Below are 22,959 nucleotides of genomic sequence, written 5' to 3'. Positions count from 1 at the left end.
TCAACTCCTATTCTTAATTTTTTAAAGTCTTGTAAAAAATTTCTTTACTTTGGTCTGATATTATTTTTGTTTCAGACATTCTTAATTCTTCTTCTTCAATTAAAGGTTTAAATTCTTCAATCACTGTTCCTTGTATTCTTTCTTCTTCTAATATTATGTATTCTCTTAATAGTAAAGAAAAATATATCTTAGTAGAATGATAAATTGCAAAATTATATAAAATAACTTCTGCATCTGTTCCAAACTCAAAAGTATTATCTTCGTCATCTTCTAATATATCTAAAAGATCACTCATTAAATCGTTAACCTTGTAAGTTTCTTTCACAACTAACCCAAAATCATTTATTTCAAATATTCTGTTAATTGTTTTTTTAATATCATTTACAATAGCCAAGTATTTATTTGAAATAGTTAGTGTTTCAAGCTCTTCTATAAAACTGTTGTAATTTAAATCAATAAACTCTTTAAAAGCATATTCATATGGTTTTAAATTATTTATAGTCTCTTTTTTACTATCCAAGAAAAGAACTCTTGTTGATTCATAAATAAATTCATACTCATAGAAACTGTCACAAATAGACATCATTCTTAACAAGCAACTCAAACTATCTCTATCCACTTGAGGTTTTTGTTTAATCTCTATTTCTTCAAATTTATACTCTATAAATTCTCTAAATTTTTCAATATCTTTTGATTCAAACCATTCTTGTTGAATAGCTTTTAAAAATTTGCTTTCTTCTCCAAATATTGAATACAATATAAACATTTCTTTGCTAATTAAATCATTTTGTATAAAACTATAGTCTTCATACTCTTTTATAATCATTAATTTTCACCCACTATGTCATTTAAAAATTCTAAATAACTTATATTTATTGCTAAAACAGCTCATAAATTTATAACCATATCATCTGCTAGGTGCTCTGATTTTGAAAGTAATTCTTTAAAGTATTCAAAATCTCCATCTGGTTTATTAAGTATTTTTTCTTCTAATAACTTTATTTCACTTCACAACTCTTTATTCATACAGTTTTTAAAGAAATCATTTTCTTTAATTCTGTTTTTTTCTAAAGTTTTTAAAACAAACCCTGACACCTCAGAGTCATTTTCAAACCTAGCTTCGTTTGAAAGACCAATAACCATTTTTATAAATTTGGCGTCTTTTACTTTTTCTCCAACTCTTAATCAGTAATCACTTGTAAGAGCATCTAAAGTAACTAATAATTGTCTGAACAAGTTTATTAATATTAAATAATCATTTACACCTTCATTAAGTTGCATTATTACAGAAACTGAGTCTGCACTAGAAACTATTGAAGTTGCTTGTAAATAAAAATTATTATATTTAGTTCTTAGAAATTTAAAAAACTCTTCTCTGTCTGAAAAATAAACTTCAGAAAAGGCCACTAGATTATCACTAAAACTTTTCACAGATAAAAGAAGCTTTTCTTGATTCTCTGAAAAATTTGCTATTAGATTTTGTGATGACTCGAATAAATTATCTCAAACTTTTTTTTGCATAAATATAAACCTCTTTTTCTAAACTATGTCGTATTTATCATAATATTGCTCAACAATTTCTTTAAACATATTGATTTTTTTCATTTCAATAGCTGCTGAAGGATCTGGATTTAAATCCGGATGGAATTGTTTTGCCATTTTTCTATAAATCTTTTTGAATTCATCTGGTTTTGCCATTTTTGATATTCCAAAGTAATTGAATGCATCATTAACTTCATCATTGAATACCATTGTTTTAGTTTTTTCAAAGAAACCATCAAAATCATCTTCATCATCATTTGCAAAGAAATCAGAATATGTTGATGAGTAACTTGATGAATTTGTTTGACCATACTCATTTTGGAAAACAAATGTTTCAACCGTTAAATCAACAACTTGATCTAACATTCTTGATCAGTGATAAGTGAAATCGTCTCCTAAATCAATTATTTCTTCAATTAATAAATGATGTTTATATGGATCAATTTGTTTTTTATCAATAAGCAAGAAAGATTTATCAATAATTCCATTTATAGAATCTATTGCCGTTCTTTGCATAACTTCAAAAACTCTTAATAATGGTTTTTCATTTATACTTTTATTTGCAAAAGTATAGTTGAATACTTTTCAGAATTTTTCAGTTGTATAGTATGCAAATTTACTTAAACTAGCAACTATTAAGGCAGCTTCATAGCTCCCTAGTTTATTTGAAATGCTATTATATGTTTCTTTAAAATAACTTGCCATAGGATAAGAATAAAAATCTTCATTAGTAGAAATTGACTCTATTTTTCAAGAATAATTACCTAATTGATCAGGAAGTTCTTGAATACTTAGTATTTCTTTTATTTCCTTGTTGAAACGTGAGATTTCTGATAAGAGTGTGTCAATAACTCAATGATTGGCTGAGTTCATTGATCTGTTTCAAATAATATTGCTTGATATTCCATCTGAGTAATCAAAAATATTAGATTTCTTTTCACTCTCTTTTTTCATTTTTTTAAACTCTCGTCTTCATCCCATGTTTTTATTTCTCCATATGATTATTATACTTTATAAAACATTTACTTTTAAAATTTCACTTATGTTTTTGTAATTTGGCATATATCTTTCAACATGTCTTCAAAAATCTTTTGAATGATTTTTATGGATTAAATGGCTCAATTCATGAACAACAACATATTCTAATGCTTGTTTTGGAAAGTGGATCAAACGTGTATTTAGAACTATTTTGGATTTTTCAGGGTAACAAACCCCTCATTTTCCCTTCATAACTCTAATTGTTAAATTTTTAAAATCTAACTCCATTATTTTTTTGTATTTTTCTATAACTTCAGTGAAGTATTCAGAGTAGTTTAAAGCTATTTTTTTGTACATTTTTTGCACAGTTTCTTGATCTTCTTCATATTTTTTAAAACTTAATTTATCTTTTAGATCAATTTCTTCTTTAAAATTTACTTTAATTTTTTCATTATTAATTTTTATAAAACCTTCTTCAATTGAATAAACTTTATTTTTTTCCTTATACTCTATTATTCTTTGTATTTTATTCATATTTTTGTAAATTAATTGTTCAATTTCTCAATCATATACTTGATATGGAGCAGATACATATATTTCGGTTTCTTCTAATTTTAGTCTTATGTATTTTTGGTCTCTTAAAGTTAAAAAATAATCAATTTTTTGACCTTTGTAACTTAAGGTTTTATTGATTTTTACTTCCTTTTTTACCTTTTGATTTTCGTTCTTTTTTAGCATTTTTTCTATTTATTCTTTCTTCTTCTGCTTTTTGCATAGCTTCAAATTTTATTCTTTTTTCTTCTGCTATAGTTTCTTTTTTTATTCTTTTTATTTCTTTATCAACTTCATCTGGATTAAATTCTCCAAACTCTATTTTTCCTTCAATAACTTGATTTACCAAACTTCTTTGGTTAGTTTCTCTAACTAAAAAGTCACTATAATCTAATTTCATTTTTCTAACCATGTGAGCTTCAAATATAGAGAATATACCAAAAATAATTAGTATAAGATGCATACATTGTAAAGCTATCATCCAACCACTAAAAGGGTTGAAGTTTTCATTAAGAGACCTTCAAGCTAAATATATAGCATCACCTTGAGTAATACTTGTACCTTCACCTTTTTGGTAAAAAGGTATTGTGAATTTAATACCATATATTATTGCAATCAATAGAACAGATCAAAATATAAAGTTAAAAGCCATGTAACCTCTTTCTCTTCAAAGTCTTTTATTATAAAAAGGTTTAACAATTCCACCCAAAGTTATTAAAAGAGCTAAAAATCAAATTAAGGGAGCAGCTACATTTATTGTTATTGTGGTTGCATTTGTTACGTTACCATCATTCAATATAAGTGCTCATATATATTTAATTAGATTTTCTATTCCTGCATCAAATCCGATTGCTATTGCTAATATTACTGGTGAAACTAATCAAAAAACTATCATAGCTATTCTAAAAATTGACAATAAAACCATAAAAATAACTGACCCAGTTTTAAAGTTTCTGAAGTTCAGTTTTTTTAATTTTTTCTTATCTTTTTTTTCTTTTACTTTTTTCATATTCTCACCTAACAATCTAATTTTATATAAAAAAGAATTTAAACAATATTATGTTTAAATTCTCTAATGTTTATTTTCATCAATATCATTTCTTCTTGAAGTATATTTATAATCTTTTCTTGAAAGACTTGAAGAATGGATACTCTCATAATCACTAGAAGAATTTGCTAGTGGATCTTGAACATTTGAATTTTGTTCTCTTCTTGGAGTGAAGTGAGTTGGTTCATATGGTTCTGGTTGTCTTTGTTGTGGTTGATTTGGTTGATAATATTGAGGTTCTGGTTGTCTTTGTTGTGGTTGTTGATAATATTGTTGTTCTTCAACTGAGTAAGGTATTATTCTATTTTCAGATTTTTCACTATCATCTTTTAATAAATCAGACATATCTAGCCCACTTAAAGCTCCTGTTCTTTCGATTTCATCGATAGCTTCTTCATATGATTTACTCAATCCACTTTTCATATTTAAAATTTTATTTTTCAATTCAGAAACATCTTGAGTTTGTGGTGTATTAATATTTACACTTGAAGAATCATTTTGATTATTTGAAAATTGGTGACCTTCAACAGCTTGTGCTTGTTGAACTTGTTGGACTTGTTGAACACCTGGTTTAATTGAAATATGTATTATTGCTAAAACCAAATCAACTGTTAATAAAGAAAATAAAGGCATGAAATATATCATTTTAATTCCAATATATTCTGCTTTCATAAATGTATGGAATGATAATAAAATTATTACCCCAAAACCAATAACGGCATTAACAACTCCAAATACCTTACCTGGTCTATTTTTTAAACCATTTGCCATAAAACCAGCACCTAAATAAGCAATACCACTTATTAAAATTAATAAAGTTACTATATCAAAACCTTCTGAAGAGAAAGATATTAAATATTTTTGATCAACTGTTTGTGCAACGTTTAATCAGGGTATAACAAAAATAAGACATATTGATATTATAGACATTATTATGAATCTTCAAACCCTAACTCGTCTCATTTTAAACCCACCTTTATATAGATTATATAATTTTATTAACCAAATTAAAACAAAAAAAGGTTTAAATATTTTTATCTAACCATTTTGAAGTGTTTAATAGCACCATCATAAAAGGGTTCAGATATAATTTTAAAACCTGCTTTTTCATATAATTTAACTGCTGTTTCTTGAGCACTTAGGTATATTTTTTCAGCATTTAACTTAGTTGTTGAATATTCAACCAAATAATTAACTAGCTCAGAACCTAAACCTTTACCTCTGAATTCTTTTAAAACAGCTATTCTACCAAGATATCATTCTTGATCTTTTTTAAGTATTCTCGCACAAGCTACTGGTTCATTTTCATAAAAACCTAAAACGTGAAAACTTGATTTATCTAGTTCATCCACTTCTTCTGATAAAGGGTATTTTTGTTCTTCACAAAAAACTTTAACCCTAATTATACTGGCTTGTTCAAAAACTGGGTTACCAGTCGAAAAATCTACTAAAAATTGCATATTAATCATCCAACTTAAGAACAGCAATGAATGCTTCTTGTGGCACTTCAACAGAACCAATGGCTTTCATTCTTTTCTTTCCTTCTTTTTGTTTTTCTAAAAGTTTTTTCTTACGAGAAATATCTCCACCATAACATTTTGCAAGAACATTTTTTCTCATAGCTTTGATTGTTTCACGAGCAATGATTTTACCACCAATTGCAGCTTGAATAGGAACTTCAAAGTTTTGTCTTGGTATTATTTCTTTTAATTTTTCAGTTAAAACTTTCCCTCTACCTTGAGCAAAATCTTTATGGACTATTGTTGATAGAGCATCAACAATATCTCCATTTAATAAAATATCCATTTTTACAAGTTTAGAAACTTTGTAACCTATTAATTCATAGTCGAATGAAGCATAACCTTTTGACATTGATTTTAATTTATTAAAGAAATCAAAAACAATCTCATTTAAAGGCATTTCATATACAAGAGTTCTTCTTGTGTCATCAATATATTCAATATCAATGTAATTTCCTCTTTTATCTTGACATAAACTCATTAAATCACCCAAATATTGATCGGGTGTCATGATTGTCACTTTTACAAATGGTTCTTCAATTGATTTAATTTTTTGAGGATCTGGTAAAAATGCTGGGTTATCAATTTCTATTATTTCATCGTTTGTTTGAGTAACTTTATAAACTACAGAAGGTGCTGTTGCAATTAAAGTTAAGTCATATTCTCTTTCAAGTCTTTCTTGAATAACGTCCATATGCAATAATCCTAAAAATCCACATCTGAAACCAAACCCAAGTGATTGTGAACTTTCTGGTTCATAAACTAAACTAGCATCACTTAGAGATATTTTTTCCAAAGCTTCTTTTAAATCTTTATACCTTGCAGTATCTACTGGATAAATTCCACAGTATACCATTGGATTAAGTTTTTTATAACCAGGCAACGCTTCTTTTGCACTATTTTCTTTTGTTGTTATTGTATCTCCAACTTGTACGTCTCTTACAGTTTTAATAGAAGCTGCAATTCAACCCACTTCACCAGCTTCTAAGCTATTTTTCTTAACTTCAAACGGTGTTTTAACTCCAAGTTCTGTTACTTCGTAAGTTGCTCCTGATTGCATCATTTTAATTGTTTGACCAACCTTTAAAGTTCCATCCATAACCCTTACAGAAACCATAACACCTCTATATTTGTCATAATATGAATCAAATATTAAAGCCTTAAATGGTTTTGAATCATCTGCTTCTAATGGAGAAGGAATGAAGTTTACAATAGCTTCTAATACATCTTCAACATTTAAACCAGTTTTTGCACTAATCATTGGCGCATTTGAACAATCAATTCCAATTACTTTTTCAATTTCTTCTTTAACTCTATCTGGTTCTGCTGCTGGTAGATCAACTTTGTTGATTACTGGCACTATTTCTAAATCATTATCTAAAGCTAAATATACGTTTGCCAAAGTTTGTGCTTCAATCCCTTGACTTGCATCAACAACCAAAAGAGCTCCTTCACAAGCAGCTAAACTTCTTGAAACTTCATAAGTAAAGTCAACGTGACCTGGAGTATCTATTAAGTGGAATATATATTCTTCTCCATCTTTTGCTTTGTATTTTAATTGTACTGAGTTTAATTTTATTGTAATTCCACGTTCTCTTTCGATATCCATTGAATCAAGAAGTTGAGCTTGCATATCTCTTTTTTCAACACTTCCAGTTAATTCTAGGATTCTATCTGCCAAAGTAGATTTACCATGATCAATGTGGGCGATTATACTAAAATTTCTTATTTTTGATTTATCCATAAACAATCGTCTCCACATTTCCTTTAAATATTATAACCAATATTCCTTTGTTATTAGTAAATAAAAACTAGCAATTGCTAGTTTTTATTTTTTAATTTTACATATTCTTCTCAAATATTTGAAACAAACTCATGATCAAAAGGTTTTGTTTTACTTTTAATCATTTTTTTTATTTCATCAACACTTTCTCATACTTTATCTACGATTTCAACAGAATAGTTTCAAGACATTCTATTTCTATTAAATTCTTTTAAATCTAGTATTTTATAACTGTAATCATTGAAAACTTTAAAGTCCAAATCATAGTCTATGTATTTTACTGTACCCTCTTCAAAAATATACGGTGAAGCTAAATTACAATAATAATTAATCCCTCGCTCTTTAAACATACATATTATGTTGTATCAGCCTTCTTTAAAAAAGAATCATATGGCTGGTTCATTTGTTTTTCATTTTCTTCCATTAACTTCTGTAATTAATACTTCTTCGTTAATTAAAATTAAGTAATCATCTGTTTCTTCAAAAATGCTTACTTTTTCTCATGATCTATACAGCTTTCCGCTATGTTTATATGCATGAACAAGAACTAAATCTCCAGTTTTTGATTTCATTCAAAAACCTCCCTTCAGCTGTCCATTTTAGTAATTGATAAATACCACGTCAATATCACATTTAAATTTGTGAATCCGTATACTTTATTATTATATCTCTAAAAAAAACATTAAGTTAATTTAATTTAATCTGGCACACCATGATGGTTGAGAGTAAAAAAGGACTAAAAATATGCTATAATATATAGTAAATATGGTCTTTTATGGGGGTATTAAAAATGGCAAAAGAACTTTACAAAATCTATGATATAAAATTTAATCCTCATGAATTTAAAGAGCAAGCCATAATTATTCTTGAAAAATTTAAACTTTATAATCAGTATTTAAATGATTCTCCTTTTGATACACAATTTTTAAGTATGCAATTATTAAAATATGAGGCAAGACACTCTAATATGATTGAGGGTATAGATACAAACGATATAGAACTATTGGCAGCAAATACACCAATAAGTAAAAAAATATCTAATTATGTAAACGCTTTAAAAATAGCAAATGAAGAACTTTTAAATTCTAAAACATTTACAAAAGACATGGTTTTAAATATTCATAAAAACCTATTTGTAAATATGATGTCAATAGATGCTATAAATGCAAATCCAGGAGTTTGAAGAGTTAAACAAGTTCAAATAGCAAATCATATGCCTCCCCCTCCAATGAGAGTGGATGAATATATGACAGAGTTTATTGGTTGGATTAATGATTCATCACAATTTGAAGGTTGTTCGAACTTATTGGAATCAATTGTAAAAGCAGCAATTACACATGCTTATTTTGAAAAGATTCACCCATTTACAGATGGAAATGGTAGAACAGGAAGAATCCTATTTAACATAGTTTTAAATAGATACAACCTTACTACAAAACCTTATTTTTATATTTCAAAAGCAATATTGCACGAGCAGTTCTTGTATTATCAGGAACTAGCAAAACTTGATGATAGTAATGATTATCAAAAATGAATCAAATTCTTCTTAGATCTTTTAATTTACCAATTAGATGCAAATATAAAAACTTTCCAAGCAGCAAATGATTTGTTTGTTGAAATAAAAAGAGAAATGCTTCAAGAAGAAGAAAGTTCACACAGAGAAGTTAAAAGAGCAATGATGGACTATATGGTTCGTTATCCAATATTTACTTTTTCAAGAGTTTATTTCAAAATAAAACCAGCTTTTGAGCATATAGATGATCCAACTTTTGTTTCTTTATTTGATGAACTTATTCATACATACAATATGAGAAAAATTCCAGAATCAAAAAACTATGAATTTAGTAGAGTTGTTGATTTAATAGTTGGAAAAGATTGATAAAAAAACACATTTAAAATGTGTTTTTTTAATATGCTCTTGCGAAGTAAACCATCATATTAGAATCTTTATTACAGTTAAAACATTTTGATTTAACTTGTTCAATTCCTTCAGGGATACATCTTGAGTTTGTAGCTGTTTTTTGTTTAACATCATTTTCACATGATATTTCTCCACAAAATGGAACTAACACAAATCCTGGAGTTGTTTCAATGATTGCTTTATATTCTTCTAAAGTATCTGCTTTAAAAGTTTTGCTGTTTCTGTTTTCAAGTGCTTTATTGTATAAGTTTTTATCATGTTCGATAATCTCTTTTTGAATGTAGCTTTCAACCTCTTCTAGTTTAACTTGAACTTTATTTCTTAAGTCTCTTCTAGAGATTGTTACAACACCATCTTTTAAATCTCTTGGTCCAACTTCAATTCTAATTGGAACCCCTTTGATTTCGGCTTCAGATATTTTAAATCCAAATGATTTATCAGTTTTATCTAATTCAACTCTGTAATCTGAAGATAATTTAGATTTCAGATCGTTTGACACATTCATAACTTCTTCAGAATCGTTAATTGCAATTATAGATACTTGAATTGGAGCAACCTTACTTGGCAACACTAATCCAAAATCATCTGAATGGGTCATTATTATTGCCCCTATTAATCTAGTTGACGCACCTCAACTTGATGAGTATGCATTTTCTTCTTTTTGTTCTTTGTTTTGAAATTTAATGTTGAATGCTTTTGAGAAGTTATCACCAAAATAATGGCTTGTACCAGACTGTAATGATTGACCATCATACATTAATGATTCAATAGTATAAGTTTCTTGAGCTCCTGCAAATTTTTCTTTTTCAGTTTTTCTTCCAGTAACAACTGGTAAAAGTAAAACTTCATTTGCAATACGGCTATAAACTTCTAATATTTGTAAAGTCATATCTTTAGCTTCTTGTTTTGAAGCATGGAAAGTATGACCTTCTTGTCATAAGAATTCACTACTTCTTAAAAATGGTCTTGTTGTTTTTTCTCATCTCATAACATTAGCTCATTGATTATATCTTATAGGTAAATCTCTGTATGATTTAATTTCTCTAGATAAGAAGTCAGCTATTATAACTTCACTTGTTGGTCTAATAAATAAGTTTTCACCTAATTCTTTATTACCTACTTTTGTAACAGTTGCTAATTCAGGTGCAAAACCTTCTACGTGCTCTTTTTCTGCTAAGAATAATTTTTCAGGAATTAAAAGAGGAAAATAAACATTTTGTACATCTAATTTTTTAAATTCTTGATCTAAGAATTTTTGGATTTGTTCTCAGATTGCAAAACCGTGAGGTTTAAAAATCATTGTACCTTTAACCGGACCATAATCCATTAATCCTGCATTTTTAACTACATCTGTATATCATTGACTAAAATCAACATCTCTAGATGTTATTTTTTCCATTTTATTAGCCATTATCTATTTTCTCTCCTTTTTTGTATCAACATTTCCTGTTTCACCATAAAATACATCGATATCGATGTCATTTGCTTCAACATAAGTTTGGATTCTTTTTAAGTTGGCTTTGTCTTTAATCATTATAAAGTCAATTGCTTCTAAAGGTATAGTTTCATAAACATAAACTATATTTTTAACTTCATCCATTGCTCAATCATTTTTTGAATGTTTAGCAAGAACATTGGGGTCAATTCCTATTACTGTTATTTTTTCAATATCAACTTTTGATTCGCTAGCTCATTTTCAAAAATGAGCTCTTGTAGAACTATCAAATTCTAAACCAACTGAGTTTTCATTTTCTAAGTAAGTTCAAACAACATATTCTTCATCTTTTCTAAGTTTTTGATCTTTAATAAGTCTTATACCGTGTTCTAAAATTAATAAGATATTATTTACATCTGTATAAAAGTATAAATTATTAATTTTTTTTGATTTAACTATACTTAAAACTTTCTTTTGACCTTCTTTTCCACTGAACAGTTTCTTTAAAAAACCTTTCTTTGGTTGATTTTCACTTAAGTCATTTATCATTTCATTTTTTTTCATTAATATCACCTCTTAGTTAGTCTTACACTAATTATTTTATAGGTATTATTCGTATATTCAAATAAAAAACCAAGATTTTAAAATCTTGGTTTTATTTCTTGAATGGCGGATTGAGAGAGACTCGAACTCTCGCGCCAGTTGCCCGGCCTAACACCTTAGCAGGGTGCCCTCTTCACCAACTTGAGTATCAATCCATACACATAATTCATTATAGCAAAAAAAATGCTCTATATAGCAATACATTTACTTAAAAAATAATAAAAAAAGTTCTTAAGAACTTTTTTTATTATTTAATTATTTATTTGGTTTGTCTTTACGTTGTTCTGCTAAGATTTTAATCATACGTGGTTTAATGGCTTCTTGTTCTCCACCGTAAACTACTTGTACGTTATTTCCTCTTATAAGAGCTCCGTTTGCTCCACCTAATGATAAGATTCCATCTTTATCAACTAAAGAAGAGTCTTTAACTGTTAATCTTAAACGACTGGCGCAAGCATCAACGTCTTCAATATTTGATTCTCCACCTAAGAATTCAATTATTTTTCTAGCTTTTTCCATTCTAGCTTCTTCATTTGAATCTTTAGATTTTTCAATTTTTGAACCATCTAAATTTTGTCCTTTTGAAGCTTTGTAATCAGCTTTTGTTGATAATTGAACTTCTGAAGAACCATCTCGACCAGGTACCATTACTTTTCCGTATTTTACTGCAAAGTAGAATGCAAAGAAGTATGCTGGTGCCATAACTAATGCCACTCCTAAAACTGCAAAACATGATTTAGCACTCATTGCTTGATTACCAAAGAAAGGAACTACCCCAAACACTATGTAATCTATAAATCCTCCAGAAACAGTCATTGAAACGTGAGTTTGGAATAGACCCGCTAATAAGAATGATATAGATGCTAGAGGCATATGCACTCCATAGAATAATCAAGGAGCTAAGAATAGGAAAGTATATTCTAAAGGTTCAGTAATACCTGTTAGGAAACAAGTGAATGCAGCTGAGAAGTAAATACCCATTACTGATTTTCTATTTTCTTTAGGTACATTAAGTCACATAGCAACTCCTGCTGCTGGTAAACCTAATAACATAAATCCAAATTTACCTGATTGGAATCTACCAATATTTAAACCAAGAACCTCTAAATCTGTAAAGTTAAGAACTTTTGAGTTAGCAATAACTTTATAAGCCATTGTTTGGTCTCCCATTGATTGTCATAAATCTTGATATCTTGTACTAATTAATCTCATAACACCATCAAAGTCCGTTGTAAAACCTGCATCAGCTAGTAATTCTTTAGCATTATGATTTGAAGATCAAACTTCATAAAATTTATTTTGTAATTCAGGATTATCAATAGCTGCTTGGAAAGCTTCTGCAATTGAACCTCCTGCATTTGTTCATCATAATGGAGCATAGAAAACGTGGTGTAGTCCAAAAGGAACTAATGAACGTTCTATAACTTCATAAATAAATGAATCCAATCCACTTGGTAGTTCTCCAGAGATTCTACCAAATGCTGCAAGTCCAATACCAATATATGGTCATAAGAACATAAATATTAATGATAAAGGAATAACTGCTACGAAAGTAACGATAGGAACTAGTTTAGTTCCTGAAAAGAAACTAATTGCTGAAGGCAATTGAGTATCGTGGAATTTGTTGTAACATTTTGCAGCAATAGCACCAACAAATATACCAGCAAAAACTCCTGTATTTAGTGATGTTACACCAATATTTGATGTAATTAATCCGTTAGGTATGTTATTAATTCATAGTAATGAATATTTAACACTCCCTGCTGCATCTATTAACTCTAAATTTGAGTTAATCAATTTGAATTCTCCATTAGCAATTGATTCTATTGAAGAAGCACTTGCATATTTAGTTATATTTTGTAATCCAAAATTTAATTCATCCCATTTAATTTCATAAATAGGATTTCCATTTGAATCATTCCCAACTAGTGTATATAACTTATATCAACCATCTCTTACATTTGCTGCATTTTCAACATATGCGTAAACACTATCATTACCAACTGATTGTGTATGTAATAAAGCAGCTTGCATACCATTCATAACCAAAAACCCAACAACAGCTGTTAAAGCAGCAATTCCTGAATCTTTTGTATATGCTAAGGCAACCGAAATACAGAACAATACAGGTAAATTACCAAAACACACATCACCCATTTTATTCAAAACACTACCAAAATAATAACCAAAACTAGCGTCAGCTGAGTTGGTTGCTATTGCAGATCCAACACCAAGAAAAACACCAGCTATAGGAAGCAAGGCTATAGGAAGCAAGAATGCCTTACTTAACTTTGAAAGTGTTGGCATTATTCCATGACCAACTCTTTTTCAATAGCCTACGAATCGATTATCTTTTTTTTCTCCAGATTTTGAAGAAATATTTTTCATAAACTCATTTCTCTCTTTCTAGTTTTGAATACTAGAACATCATCATGAAACCAGTGATTGACATTATCAAACCAAATAAAGCAATAAAAACTGGAAAATTTTTTTTAGTAAATTCTCAAACTGTCTGACTTTCACTATTTTTTGAATTGAAGTTTGCGCTGGCTTTTTTACCATTTTTAAAATGAAAAATAAGTCAACTAAAAATTGCCATTATTATCAACCCTAATATAATCAATGACAAACCAATGATTTGATTCTGTTCCATACATATCCTCCACACCTATTATTATAAAGATTTTTTTTTTTTTTTCAAATTATTGGAGAAAATTCCATTTTTTAAAAAAAGATTTTTTATTTGTTAAACCCTTTATCTTTTGAATCTGCTATTTCTATTCATTTTTCTAGGTTCTCATCTGAATCTTCTGATTCAAGTTGCACAAAAATTATATTATTTATATTAGATTGTTTTTCTTTAATGTATTTTGCGATATTGTTTTGACTATTGGATTCTATCTCATCTAATAATTCCTTAATTTTTATATTTAAATCTTTTGTTTTGAATATAAATATAGGAACAAAAAAGTCATTAATATCAACATTTTTAAATGTAAGTGCAAAAATACCTTTTAAATTAGTATTTAAATCTTTTTTATTAATTATTTTTTTATCTTTAAAAATATCTATTAATTTATTTTTAATTGGTCTTTGAAAATTAAATGCTGAAAAAGCACCTCAAAAAGCAAGCGCTAGTCCTATTATTAAAATAAATATTAAAATTATTAAGCCCCATGTTGGTAATAGAAATGTTTTGTCTGATCCATTCACTTTAAGACCTCTTTTCTAAATGAAATGTTTTATATATAAAGGATTGATATCAGTTATTTTTTCTACACCGTTAAAGTGCTCTTTCAAATTGAGAAATGATTTTTCAAATTCAACATTATTATAGTCTTTAATTTCTTCAAAATCTTTAAATTGATTTTTAAATTCATCAAGATATTCAGCTGGTATTAGTTGGTCTTCTATTATATTTGTGCCTTGATCATATACACCCATATAAAATTTATTTCCCTTTGCATCTATTAAACTTATGCATTTTTTATTAGATGCTTGAAAAGCTAAAGAAGAAATTAAAAATACTTCAAAACTATTATTTATTGTTTTCAAAGTTTTGATTATTGTTATTGCGACCCTTACACCAGTATAGCTACCCGGACCTTTAGTTGCATAAAGACATTTTATTTCGTGTATAGTTAAATTATTTTTATTTAAAAATTTTGTTAATTCTTCTAGTGCAATATCACTTATTCTTATTTGATTATCTATAAAAAGAGAATCAACTATTTTATTATCTTTTTCTAGAATAAAGATCAACTTATTGTTACTTGTGTCTAAAAATAAATTCATTTTAGTTATCCTCCAAAATATTAAATACTCTTGTATTTTCATCAATAATTTCAATGTTAACTTTAATTACTTTAAAATAATTTAAATAGTTTATTGATAGATTTTGACTTCATTCAACTATATTAAATGCATCTATCATTTGTTCTAAGTACATTTGTTCATCTTCTTCTAGTGTTAATCTGTAAGCATCTATATGATTTATATTTAAATCTTTTAACTTATATTGATTCATTATTGTAAATGTTGGTGAAGTTACATTATCTTCTAACCCTATTTTATTCAATAGATTTTTTGAAAAAGTTGTTTTGCCAGCACCCATTTGTCCATCAAGTATAAAACAGACATTTTTGCTAACTTTACTTTTTAAATATTCACTAACTTGACTAAGTTCTTGTAAATTTTTAATTTCAAATCTCATTTGGCATTACCCCTTTTCACTTATGTATATATGATATAATGATTTTGCATTATTTTGGAGGCAATTATGGTTAAAGATATTTTAATAATAGGCTGCGGAGCAGCTGGTATGTATGCTTGAAAAATGGCAGCGGATTTAAAATTAACTGGAGATGTAGTTGAAGCTAGAGAAACTTATGGTGGACAAGTTAGTACATACTACCCAGAAAAATTTATTTATAATTTTCCTGCTATTCCAAAAATACAAGGTCAAGAAGCAATGGATAAGATGTTTGATTTAATAAAAAAAGATGATGAAAACATTTCATTAATTTATAATACATATGTTTTAGAAATAAAAAGAATTGAACCCGAAGATGAAAAACACATAAACTGATTTGAAGTTAAATTTTCAAATAAAGAAGTTGTTAAATATAGAAGAATATTATTCTCAGATGGTATTGGCTTATTCAAACCAATACAATTAGTTGATAAATTATATGATAATATTTTTTACTCAGTTACAAATATGAAAAGTTTTAAAGATCAAGACGTTTTAATTTTTGGAGGAGGAGACTCTTCATTAGATTGAGCAAATGAATTAAATGGAATTGCAAAATCAGTTTCTATAATTCACAGAAGAGAAGAATTTAGAGCAAAACCAGCTTCAATTGAACAAGCTAAAAACAACAATGTTAGATTTTTAACTCCTTATAACTTTGTAGAAATTTCTCAAGAAGATGGCGATGTTGCTAAAAAATTAAAAATCGTTGGAATTGAAACAAACGAGGAAATGGAATTAGATTTTGATTCTGTAATAGTTCAATTTGGTTCAACAATAGAAAAAGAAAAATTTGAAAATTTAGATTTAAAAATTAATAAACTTAATAGATTCGAAGTAGATCACACTATGGAAACTTCAGTTAAAGGTATTTATGCTTCAGGAGATTGTTGTTTCTATGAAACAAAAATTAGAAATTTAGTTTCAAGTGTTTATGAATCAATGCAAGCAATTGTTAACATAGAGAAAATAATAAAAGATAGAAAAGTAGTTAATAACGGTTGATAAAAAACTCTTATTGATTGCTTTTTTTGTTTAAATAAATAATAATCTTATTGATTGAATTGAAGGGAATATTATGAATAAAAAGATTAAAATAACAATTTGATATGTTTTTTTTATTTATTTTTTTGGATTTTTAATATTGAGTGCTGTTATGGCTCAATTGGATCCAGCACCAAGATACCATGTATTTGGAGCAACTAATAAGGTTTTTGCTGATATGGCTTTTTGAACAACTCAAACCAATTGAATGTTCTTTATATTTTTCATATTTGTTGCGTTAGATGGTAAATGAGGTTTATGAAAACCAGGAAAAGTAGCTTGAATTAATTTTCTAGCTTATTTTACTTTAACTATGGCTTTGTTTTGATCAGGTCTTTCAGCAACTTTATCAAATCAAAATATTGATACAAACCCATTAGTTTCTTATGCAAATGTTTACAACACATTTATAAAGTGATTTATAACAGTTACAACACATTTATTTACATACATTATCGCAATAACTTATTACATAGTTGCGGTGAGAAAAGAAAAAATAGATATTAGAAGTTGATATAAAAAGGACTTACTAATTGGGTGAATTTATCCTATATTTTATTTATGCTTTGTAACAATCAGAATGTTAATAATGTTCAAAATTGGATCAGAACACTATATGCAAAATATAAGCGATAAAGAAAACCAATGACTTATTGAAAATAACTATGAGTGAGTCAAAGAATTAGGTATTGGAGTTTTGGCTACGCCTTATTTTTTCTTTAATCCATTAGTAGAAATAAACGGTTTAGAGTTAATGATATTTGGAACGATTGGTTGTTTGCTGCTGATAACTTGTTGTCAGTATCTAATGATTTTGTTAAATAACTGACTTACAAAAGAAAAGATAGTTAATCAAAAAGAAAAAGAAGAAATACCAAGCTTAGTTTTAGAGCAAAAAATAGTAAGCATAGTTAAAATGTCAATAAATTTAGTTTTTATAGGTTTAATTCTTTATAAAATGACTTCGTTTGAAAATTATAATTTCGCAAACAAAATACCTGCATTATATTATTTTGTTTATCCCGCTTTATACATATTTGCTTTTACAACAAATATAATGTCAATAGTTTATACTTCGCTAAGATTGACTGGAAGGTATAAAAATCCTTCAATGGAATTTCTAACATCTTTATTTTCAGGATTTTTCTTATTACACTTTTATGCTTTGCCATCTTTAATCCTCATACCAGTAACACTTGAAAGAATTTATAAAGATAAAAAAATACCTTCTATTTAATAGAAGGTATTTTTTTATCTTATTTTTCAATTAATGATGGTTGTGTCATTTCTTCAGGAATTTCTACTCCTAAGATTTCACAAATTGTAGGTGCTACATCTGCGATAGCAGCATCTTTTGATCTCATTTTAATTGATTTGTCAGTAATAATGATTGGTACTGGTTGACTTGTATGTTTCTTGTTTGGTCCACCTTCTTGATCAATCATAACTTCAGCATTACCGTGGTCTGCTGTAATAATCATTGTAGCTCCGTGAGCTTCACAAGCTTCATAAACCCTTTTTAATTGTTCATCTAAAGTTTTTACACCTTTAATTGCAGCCTCTAAAACTCCTGTATGCCCAACCATGTCACAGTTTGCATAGTTTAAAACAATTAAATCAAACTCTTCTGAAGCAATTCTTTCAACTAATTTATCTGTAATTTCAACAGCTGACATTTCTGGTTTTAAGTCATATGTAGCAACTTTGGGTGAAGATATTAGATCAATTGCTGCACCATCAAGTTTAATTTCTTCTGGAGTTGCAAGACCATTTTTAAAGTAATCTTTTCCACCATCAAAGAAGAAAGTAACATGAGCAATTTTTTCAGTTTCAGCAATTCTTAATTGTTTGTAACCTTTTTTACTTAATCATTCTCCTAAACCATTTACAACTTCGATTGCTTTAAATGCAATGTGGTTTGATTTAACAGAATCTGAATATTCCATCATACATAGGAAATAAATTTTATCTCCTAGGAATGTTAAACCATTAAATGATTCATCGCTTCATGCTGCATAGTCATTATTTGTAAATGTACTTGCCATTTGAATAGCTCTATCTGGTCTAAAGTTTGCAAATACTACTGTATCATTTTCTTTAATATAACCATTTTCACAACTTGAGTTATAAGCAGGTAGAATTCCTTCGTCATCTTTTCCTAAATCATATTGTGATTGAATGTAAGCTGCTGGATCTGTAAATGAGTTTTCACAGTTTCTGTTAACCATTGATTTGTAACCTTCAGCAACTCTTTCCATTCTTTTATCTCTATCCATTGAGAAGAATCTTCCTGAAATTGATCCTACTTGACCAACTCCATATTTTGCAAATAATTCATTTAATTCTTTTAAATAATTTAATGCAACAGTTGGTTTTGTATCTCTTCCATCAGTAAATAAATGTAAGTAAATTTCTTTAACTCCAGCTTTTGCTGCTGCTTCAAATGTTGCAAACATATGTTTCATATGTGAGTGAACACCACCATCTGAGAATAATCCCATTATGTGGAAAGCACTATTTTTATCTAAAGAATTTTTAATTGCTTTTTGAATTTCTTCATTTGAATCAAATTTGTTATCAGAAATAGCTTTGTTTATTAATGATAATGATTCATATTTAATTCTTCCAGCTCCTAAATGGATATGCCCAACTTCTGAGTTTCCCATTTGTCCTTCTGGCAATCCCACTCATTCACCACTTGCGTGTGAAGGAGCTCATGGATATTCTTTTTTAAGACTTTCAACAAATTCCATATTAGCTTCAAGAACAGCATTTCCTTTTCCAGGTTCTGCTAGTCCTCAACCATCTAATATAGCCAATACTACTGGTTTTTTAGTTTTCATATTTATTCTCCTAATATATATTTATAAATTGCTTTAGCAACAGCGCCTTCTAAATTTGTATATTCAGAAACTTCTTTTGCTTTTGCTTTAATTTCATCATGAGAATTAGCTGGAGCTATTGATAATCCTGCGTATTCAAACATAGGAACATCATTTGCACCATCACCCATAGCTAAAATTTCTTCTTTATCAATTGAGAATTTCTTTGATAAAAATTCTAGAGCATATTTTTTATTTATACCCTTTTTAGTAACTTCTCCAGTTGAAGATCCTTCTGTTCAAGAAACTTCAAGACCTAATTCTCTAAGTTTATTTACAAATTTTGTATTTGTATTCATTGTTAGAATTTTGTGACAATCCAACATTTCCATGTCTGGAGTAAAAATTACTGGTTCATAATCAAAGAAGTTTGTTTCGTGCTTTAATACTTTTGCTTCTGACACAGGTTTATTTATATAACTTAATGTGTCATCAACTGTATATGCTCATAGTTCAACATCTTTGAAATCTTCATCACTGTTTAAAAGCTCAAAAGCCTTTAAAGCAGTTTCTTTATCAATTGGATTAGCATCAATAGCTTTTTTACTTTTTAAATCGCAAATTAAAGCTCCATTGAATGCTGCAAAAATTGCTCCATCATTTGAAAAATCAAATAATTCAAGTCTATTCAATTTTGTATGAATAGGTCTTCCTGTTACGAAGACAACTTTTGTTCCTTTTTTGATTGCTTGATTGATAGGTTCGACATTTTCCATTACTATATCATCTAATGATTTGAAAGTGGTTCCATCCATATCTAAAGCTAAAATCTTATAACTCATTTTTTAAATAATTAACCTTTGTAGTTAACTAATCCTAAGTATGAATCTTCGATTAATGATGCTCCACCAACAAGTGCTCCATCAATATCAGCTTGATCTAAAATATCTTTAATGTTTTCTGGTTTAACACTTCCACCATATTGGATTAATATTTCATTTGCTACTTGTTCATTATAGATACCTTTTATAATATCTCTAATTTCTTTACATACATTTTGTGCAATTTCAGGAGTTGCAACTTTACCTGTTCCGATTGCTCAGATTGGTTCATATGCAATAACTACTTTTTTTGCATCTTCTGCAGAAATTCCTGCAAAATCTTTTGTAATTTGAGCTTTAACTCATTCAATTGTTTTTCCAGCTTCGTATGTTTCTAAGCTTTCTCCACAACATAAAATTGGTGTGATGTTTGATGCTAATAAAGATTTAGCTTTATTATTAATCATTTCATCAGTTTCTCCAAAGATATCTCTTCTTTCTGAGTGACCAATTACAGCGTATTTAACGTTTAAATCTTGTAACATTGGAACTGATATTTCACCAGTAAATGCTCCTTCTTTTTCAAAATAACAGTTTTGTGCTGAAATAACTATGTTTTTAGCAACTTTCTGAACGTCACTTAACATAATTGAAGGTACAGCAATACCAGCGATAATGTTTTCATCTGCTTTTACTTTTGAATCTACTGATTTAATAAATTCAATAGCTTCTGAGTTTGTTTTGAACATTTTTCAGTTCCCTACAATAATTTGTTTTCTCATGTTTATATACTCCTTTAGTGTTTTACTATTTGATTTTACACCATATTACAATGTAGAGAAATCTTTAAAATAAAAAAAGCAACAAAATATTTTTTTGTTGCAAAAATTAGCTTATGTAATTTATTTTGATTTTTAAACAATAGATTTTGCTCCACTATTTATTTTATGTACTGTCTTTTGAGGCAGCATAAAGTGAGCATTTCAATTTTTTGTTTTATCATAAAAAGTTAGTGTACATTTATTTCAAACAATTATTATGTCATCATCTAAATCGGCAGGTCCACCCTCTTTGGTTCATTTTTTTAGACCCGTATTAACATTGTTTTCTCAAGTGATTTTATTTTCTTGTAATTTAAATGTGAATTTTTCATTATTAAAAAATAAATCATATCCATTCTCAAGATCTTTACCTTTTAATTGGTATACCGCTGTTCCGTTATCAGAAAAACCAGCAATCTTATCATATGGAGAGAAAGTTAAATTACCATTTTCTGATAATTCTATTTTTTCACTTCCATAAGAACCACCTTTTCAAGTTCATATATCTGTGTCGTATGCTCAATTAGAAGTCATTGAGCGAGCAATTGCAAACTTTGCATACTCCTTATTTGTATTTGATTTTGAATTCTTTATTTTTTCTTGTGTTTGATAAAGATTTACAACCCTTTGCGCATAACCTTCTGTTCCATACTCATTTGCAGTTCAAGGATTTATTAAATGACTAAATTTACTATTTTTTCAATCAAGAACCTTATTATTTGGCTGTAGTTTTTGAAGTTCTTTAGCTGCCTCAACACTTTGTAATTCTTCTAAATTATATGGAGTGAATTTTCCATTTTCATTTTTTAGAGGTGTGAAACCTTTTTCTTTATCTCATTCACAAAATGAGTATCAAGATGATTGGAAAGGACCACCAAAAGGATTATCTTGTACAGATGCAGAAACATATCAAAGGTTTTCACCCATCCTTACAACATTGGGTACTTCAACACCAATATTTCTAACGAAAAGTTCGTTTACTTTTTCTATTTTTGGTTTATTTATATTTTCTTTTTTATTTCCAAAGTGATTTATTTTTCAAAATTCTAACCTGTTGTTTGCAGATATTGCAAAATACACACCATCATCAGTTTCAAAAACAGCTGTATCTCTTCAATTCATTGTTCCATCTTTATTTAGACACTCTTTAGAAAGTACTCCTGAAGTATAAAAATCTTGACCTAAACCATGTGAAACAAAATATGCAATACCACTTTCATCTGTGGTTTTGTCATTTGAATAACTACTTGATCTTCCTATAGTTTCTGAACTACCTTGATTCAAAATAACTGATGGCTGCATAGATAATACAAAAACAACATCTCCAGGCTCGAAGAATTTACCTTCTGTATCCACTCAAACAGAACCACCTAAAGCTGATGTTTGACCTTTTCCATTTAAAGTATTAAATTGTTCTCCTTGTTTAATTCTGTACTTACCTTGTGTTCATTTGTTTAAATCTGGTGATGTCATTTCTATTCAACCAGAAGGAAAACCTTTATTGTCTCTAAACAACATTCAACTATAGAATAGTTGTTGCTCTTCATCTCACAATATCGAACAAGAGTCGTTTGCAAATGCATCCGAGTTTCCACGAACAGAGTTGTATGGACTATATCAATTAACGGGACGATCGAAATGATCTCCTTCCGGCATTGTTTTTTGACAAGAAACAACACTTAACGGTGACACTGCAACAACAGAAATCGCAGAAAGACTTAGACCCATTTTAAGTAAGGTTTTTGAACCTAAAATAAAATTTTTCATATTACTATAATTCTCCTATTATTATTTTTATTACATAATTCAAACTAAAT

23 protein-coding genes and 1 tRNA gene are annotated in these 22,959 nt (G+C 28.1%); 3 read left to right on the top strand and 21 right to left on the bottom strand.

Features of this window, described 5'->3' with window-relative positions; genetic code table 4:
• Window positions 1-13 precede the first annotated feature (13 nt).
• The 9 genes from AACL10_RS00920 to AACL10_RS00880 all read right to left on the bottom strand — a co-directional run bounded on the left by AACL10_RS00920 (window position 14) and on the right by AACL10_RS00880 (window position 7,995).
• Complete coding sequence (locus tag AACL10_RS00920; RefSeq protein ID WP_338985367.1) at window positions 14-826, bottom strand: hypothetical protein; 813 nt, start codon at window positions 824-826, stop codon at window positions 14-16.
• Window positions 826-1,521, bottom strand: coding sequence for a hypothetical protein (locus tag AACL10_RS00915; RefSeq protein ID WP_338985366.1), 696 nt, complete (start codon window positions 1,519-1,521; stop codon window positions 826-828). Before AACL10_RS00915 ends, AACL10_RS00920 begins: the two co-directional genes overlap by 1 nt.
• Before the next feature lie 18 nt (window positions 1,522-1,539).
• Window positions 1,540-2,496 carry a DnaJ domain-containing protein gene (locus AACL10_RS00910; protein WP_338985365.1) on the bottom strand — a complete coding sequence of 319 codons (957 nt, stop codon included), beginning with the start codon at window positions 2,494-2,496 and terminating at the stop codon, window positions 1,540-1,542.
• A gap of 57 nt (window positions 2,497-2,553) precedes the next feature.
• The gene (locus tag AACL10_RS00905; protein WP_338985364.1) at window positions 2,554-3,258 is read right to left on the bottom strand and encodes a M48 family metallopeptidase; all 705 of its coding nucleotides are present in this window, start codon (window positions 3,256-3,258) and stop codon (window positions 2,554-2,556) included.
• The gene (locus AACL10_RS00900; RefSeq protein WP_338985363.1) at window positions 3,206-4,081 is read right to left on the bottom strand and encodes a hypothetical protein; all 876 of its coding nucleotides are present in this window, start codon (window positions 4,079-4,081) and stop codon (window positions 3,206-3,208) included. Before AACL10_RS00900 ends, AACL10_RS00905 begins: the two co-directional genes overlap by 53 nt.
• Before the next feature lie 63 nt (window positions 4,082-4,144).
• Complete coding sequence (locus AACL10_RS00895) at window positions 4,145-5,083, bottom strand: hypothetical protein (RefSeq protein WP_338985362.1); 939 nt, start codon at window positions 5,081-5,083, stop codon at window positions 4,145-4,147.
• 71 nt (window positions 5,084-5,154) lie between these two features.
• Window positions 5,155-5,580 carry a GNAT family N-acetyltransferase gene (locus tag AACL10_RS00890; RefSeq protein WP_338985361.1) on the bottom strand — a complete coding sequence of 142 codons (426 nt, stop codon included), beginning with the start codon at window positions 5,578-5,580 and terminating at the stop codon, window positions 5,155-5,157.
• Window position 5,581: 1 nt separating this feature from the next.
• A complete protein-coding gene (gene lepA / locus AACL10_RS00885) occupies window positions 5,582-7,384 on the bottom strand; it encodes a translation elongation factor 4 (RefSeq protein WP_338985360.1) in 1,803 nt (600 codons plus the stop codon).
• Between the two features lie 77 nt (window positions 7,385-7,461).
• Window positions 7,462-7,995: a DUF402 domain-containing protein gene (locus tag AACL10_RS00880; RefSeq protein WP_338985359.1), complete on the bottom strand. Its 534-nt coding sequence runs from the start codon at window positions 7,993-7,995 to the stop codon at window positions 7,462-7,464.
• A gap of 218 nt (window positions 7,996-8,213) precedes the next feature.
• On the opposite strand from AACL10_RS00880, the gene AACL10_RS00875 reads away from it, so the two are divergent.
• Entirely contained in the window at window positions 8,214-9,305 is a 1,092-nt protein-coding gene (locus AACL10_RS00875; RefSeq protein WP_338985358.1) for a Fic family protein, read from the top strand.
• A gap of 25 nt (window positions 9,306-9,330) precedes the next feature.
• Here AACL10_RS00875 and proS read toward each other — a convergent pair whose 3' ends face one another.
• The 8 genes from proS to tsaE all read right to left on the bottom strand — a co-directional run bounded on the left by proS (window position 9,331) and on the right by tsaE (window position 15,595).
• Window positions 9,331-10,755 (bottom strand): proline--tRNA ligase, encoded by a 1,425-nt coding sequence (proS, locus tag AACL10_RS00870; RefSeq protein ID WP_338985357.1) that lies wholly within the window; start codon window positions 10,753-10,755, stop codon window positions 9,331-9,333.
• 3 nt (window positions 10,756-10,758) lie between these two features.
• A complete protein-coding gene (locus AACL10_RS00865) occupies window positions 10,759-11,343 on the bottom strand; it encodes a hypothetical protein (RefSeq protein WP_338985356.1) in 585 nt (194 codons plus the stop codon).
• A 103-nt stretch (window positions 11,344-11,446) separates the two neighbouring features.
• Window positions 11,447-11,537: transfer RNA gene (locus AACL10_RS00860), tRNA-Ser, on the bottom strand.
• A 100-nt stretch (window positions 11,538-11,637) separates the two neighbouring features.
• Entirely contained in the window at window positions 11,638-13,689 is a 2,052-nt protein-coding gene (locus AACL10_RS00855) for a PTS transporter subunit EIIC (protein ID WP_422398154.1), read from the bottom strand.
• A 112-nt stretch (window positions 13,690-13,801) separates the two neighbouring features.
• On the bottom strand, window positions 13,802-14,035 hold the full coding sequence (locus AACL10_RS00850) for a hypothetical protein (protein WP_338985354.1): 234 nt from the start codon (window positions 14,033-14,035) through the stop codon (window positions 13,802-13,804).
• A gap of 86 nt (window positions 14,036-14,121) precedes the next feature.
• Entirely contained in the window at window positions 14,122-14,595 is a 474-nt protein-coding gene (locus AACL10_RS00845) for a hypothetical protein (RefSeq protein WP_338985353.1), read from the bottom strand.
• Window positions 14,596-14,610: 15 nt separating this feature from the next.
• Window positions 14,611-15,177, bottom strand: coding sequence for a tRNA (adenosine(37)-N6)-threonylcarbamoyltransferase complex dimerization subunit type 1 TsaB (gene tsaB, locus AACL10_RS00840; protein ID WP_338985352.1), 567 nt, complete (start codon window positions 15,175-15,177; stop codon window positions 14,611-14,613).
• Window position 15,178: 1 nt separating this feature from the next.
• Window positions 15,179-15,595 carry a tRNA (adenosine(37)-N6)-threonylcarbamoyltransferase complex ATPase subunit type 1 TsaE gene (gene tsaE / locus AACL10_RS00835; protein ID WP_338985351.1) on the bottom strand — a complete coding sequence of 139 codons (417 nt, stop codon included), beginning with the start codon at window positions 15,593-15,595 and terminating at the stop codon, window positions 15,179-15,181.
• A 66-nt stretch (window positions 15,596-15,661) separates the two neighbouring features.
• On the opposite strand from tsaE, the gene AACL10_RS00830 reads away from it, so the two are divergent.
• Together AACL10_RS00830 and AACL10_RS00825 are read left to right on the top strand one after the other, a co-directional pair.
• Window positions 15,662-16,642, top strand: a complete 981-nt coding sequence (locus AACL10_RS00830) for an NAD(P)/FAD-dependent oxidoreductase (RefSeq protein ID WP_338985350.1) — start codon at window positions 15,662-15,664, stop codon at window positions 16,640-16,642.
• Window positions 16,643-16,712: 70 nt separating this feature from the next.
• Window positions 16,713-17,915: a hypothetical protein gene (locus AACL10_RS00825; protein ID WP_338985349.1), complete on the top strand. Its 1,203-nt coding sequence runs from the start codon at window positions 16,713-16,715 to the stop codon at window positions 17,913-17,915.
• Window positions 17,916-17,934: 19 nt separating this feature from the next.
• On the opposite strand, the gene gpmI is transcribed toward AACL10_RS00825, so the two are convergent.
• The 4 genes from gpmI to AACL10_RS00805 all read right to left on the bottom strand — a co-directional run bounded on the left by gpmI (window position 17,935) and on the right by AACL10_RS00805 (window position 22,909).
• Window positions 17,935-19,521 (bottom strand): 2,3-bisphosphoglycerate-independent phosphoglycerate mutase, encoded by a 1,587-nt coding sequence (gpmI, locus tag AACL10_RS00820; protein WP_338985348.1) that lies wholly within the window; start codon window positions 19,519-19,521, stop codon window positions 17,935-17,937.
• Between the two features lie 2 nt (window positions 19,522-19,523).
• Window positions 19,524-20,342, bottom strand: a complete 819-nt coding sequence (locus AACL10_RS00815) for a Cof-type HAD-IIB family hydrolase (protein WP_338985347.1) — start codon at window positions 20,340-20,342, stop codon at window positions 19,524-19,526.
• A gap of 11 nt (window positions 20,343-20,353) precedes the next feature.
• Window positions 20,354-21,103: a triose-phosphate isomerase gene (gene tpiA, locus AACL10_RS00810; RefSeq protein ID WP_338985346.1), complete on the bottom strand. Its 750-nt coding sequence runs from the start codon at window positions 21,101-21,103 to the stop codon at window positions 20,354-20,356.
• Window positions 21,104-21,235: 132 nt separating this feature from the next.
• Window positions 21,236-22,909, bottom strand: coding sequence for a hypothetical protein (locus tag AACL10_RS00805; protein WP_338985345.1), 1,674 nt, complete (start codon window positions 22,907-22,909; stop codon window positions 21,236-21,238).
• Window positions 22,910-22,959 lie beyond the last annotated feature (50 nt).

Origin of the sequence: Spiroplasma endosymbiont of Diplazon laetatorius, from assembly GCF_964019625.1 — a bacterium.
Taxonomy (GTDB): domain Bacteria; phylum Bacillota_I; class Bacilli_A; order Mycoplasmatales; family Mycoplasmataceae; genus Spiroplasma_A.
This window is presented reverse-complemented; position numbering and strand designations above follow the sequence as displayed.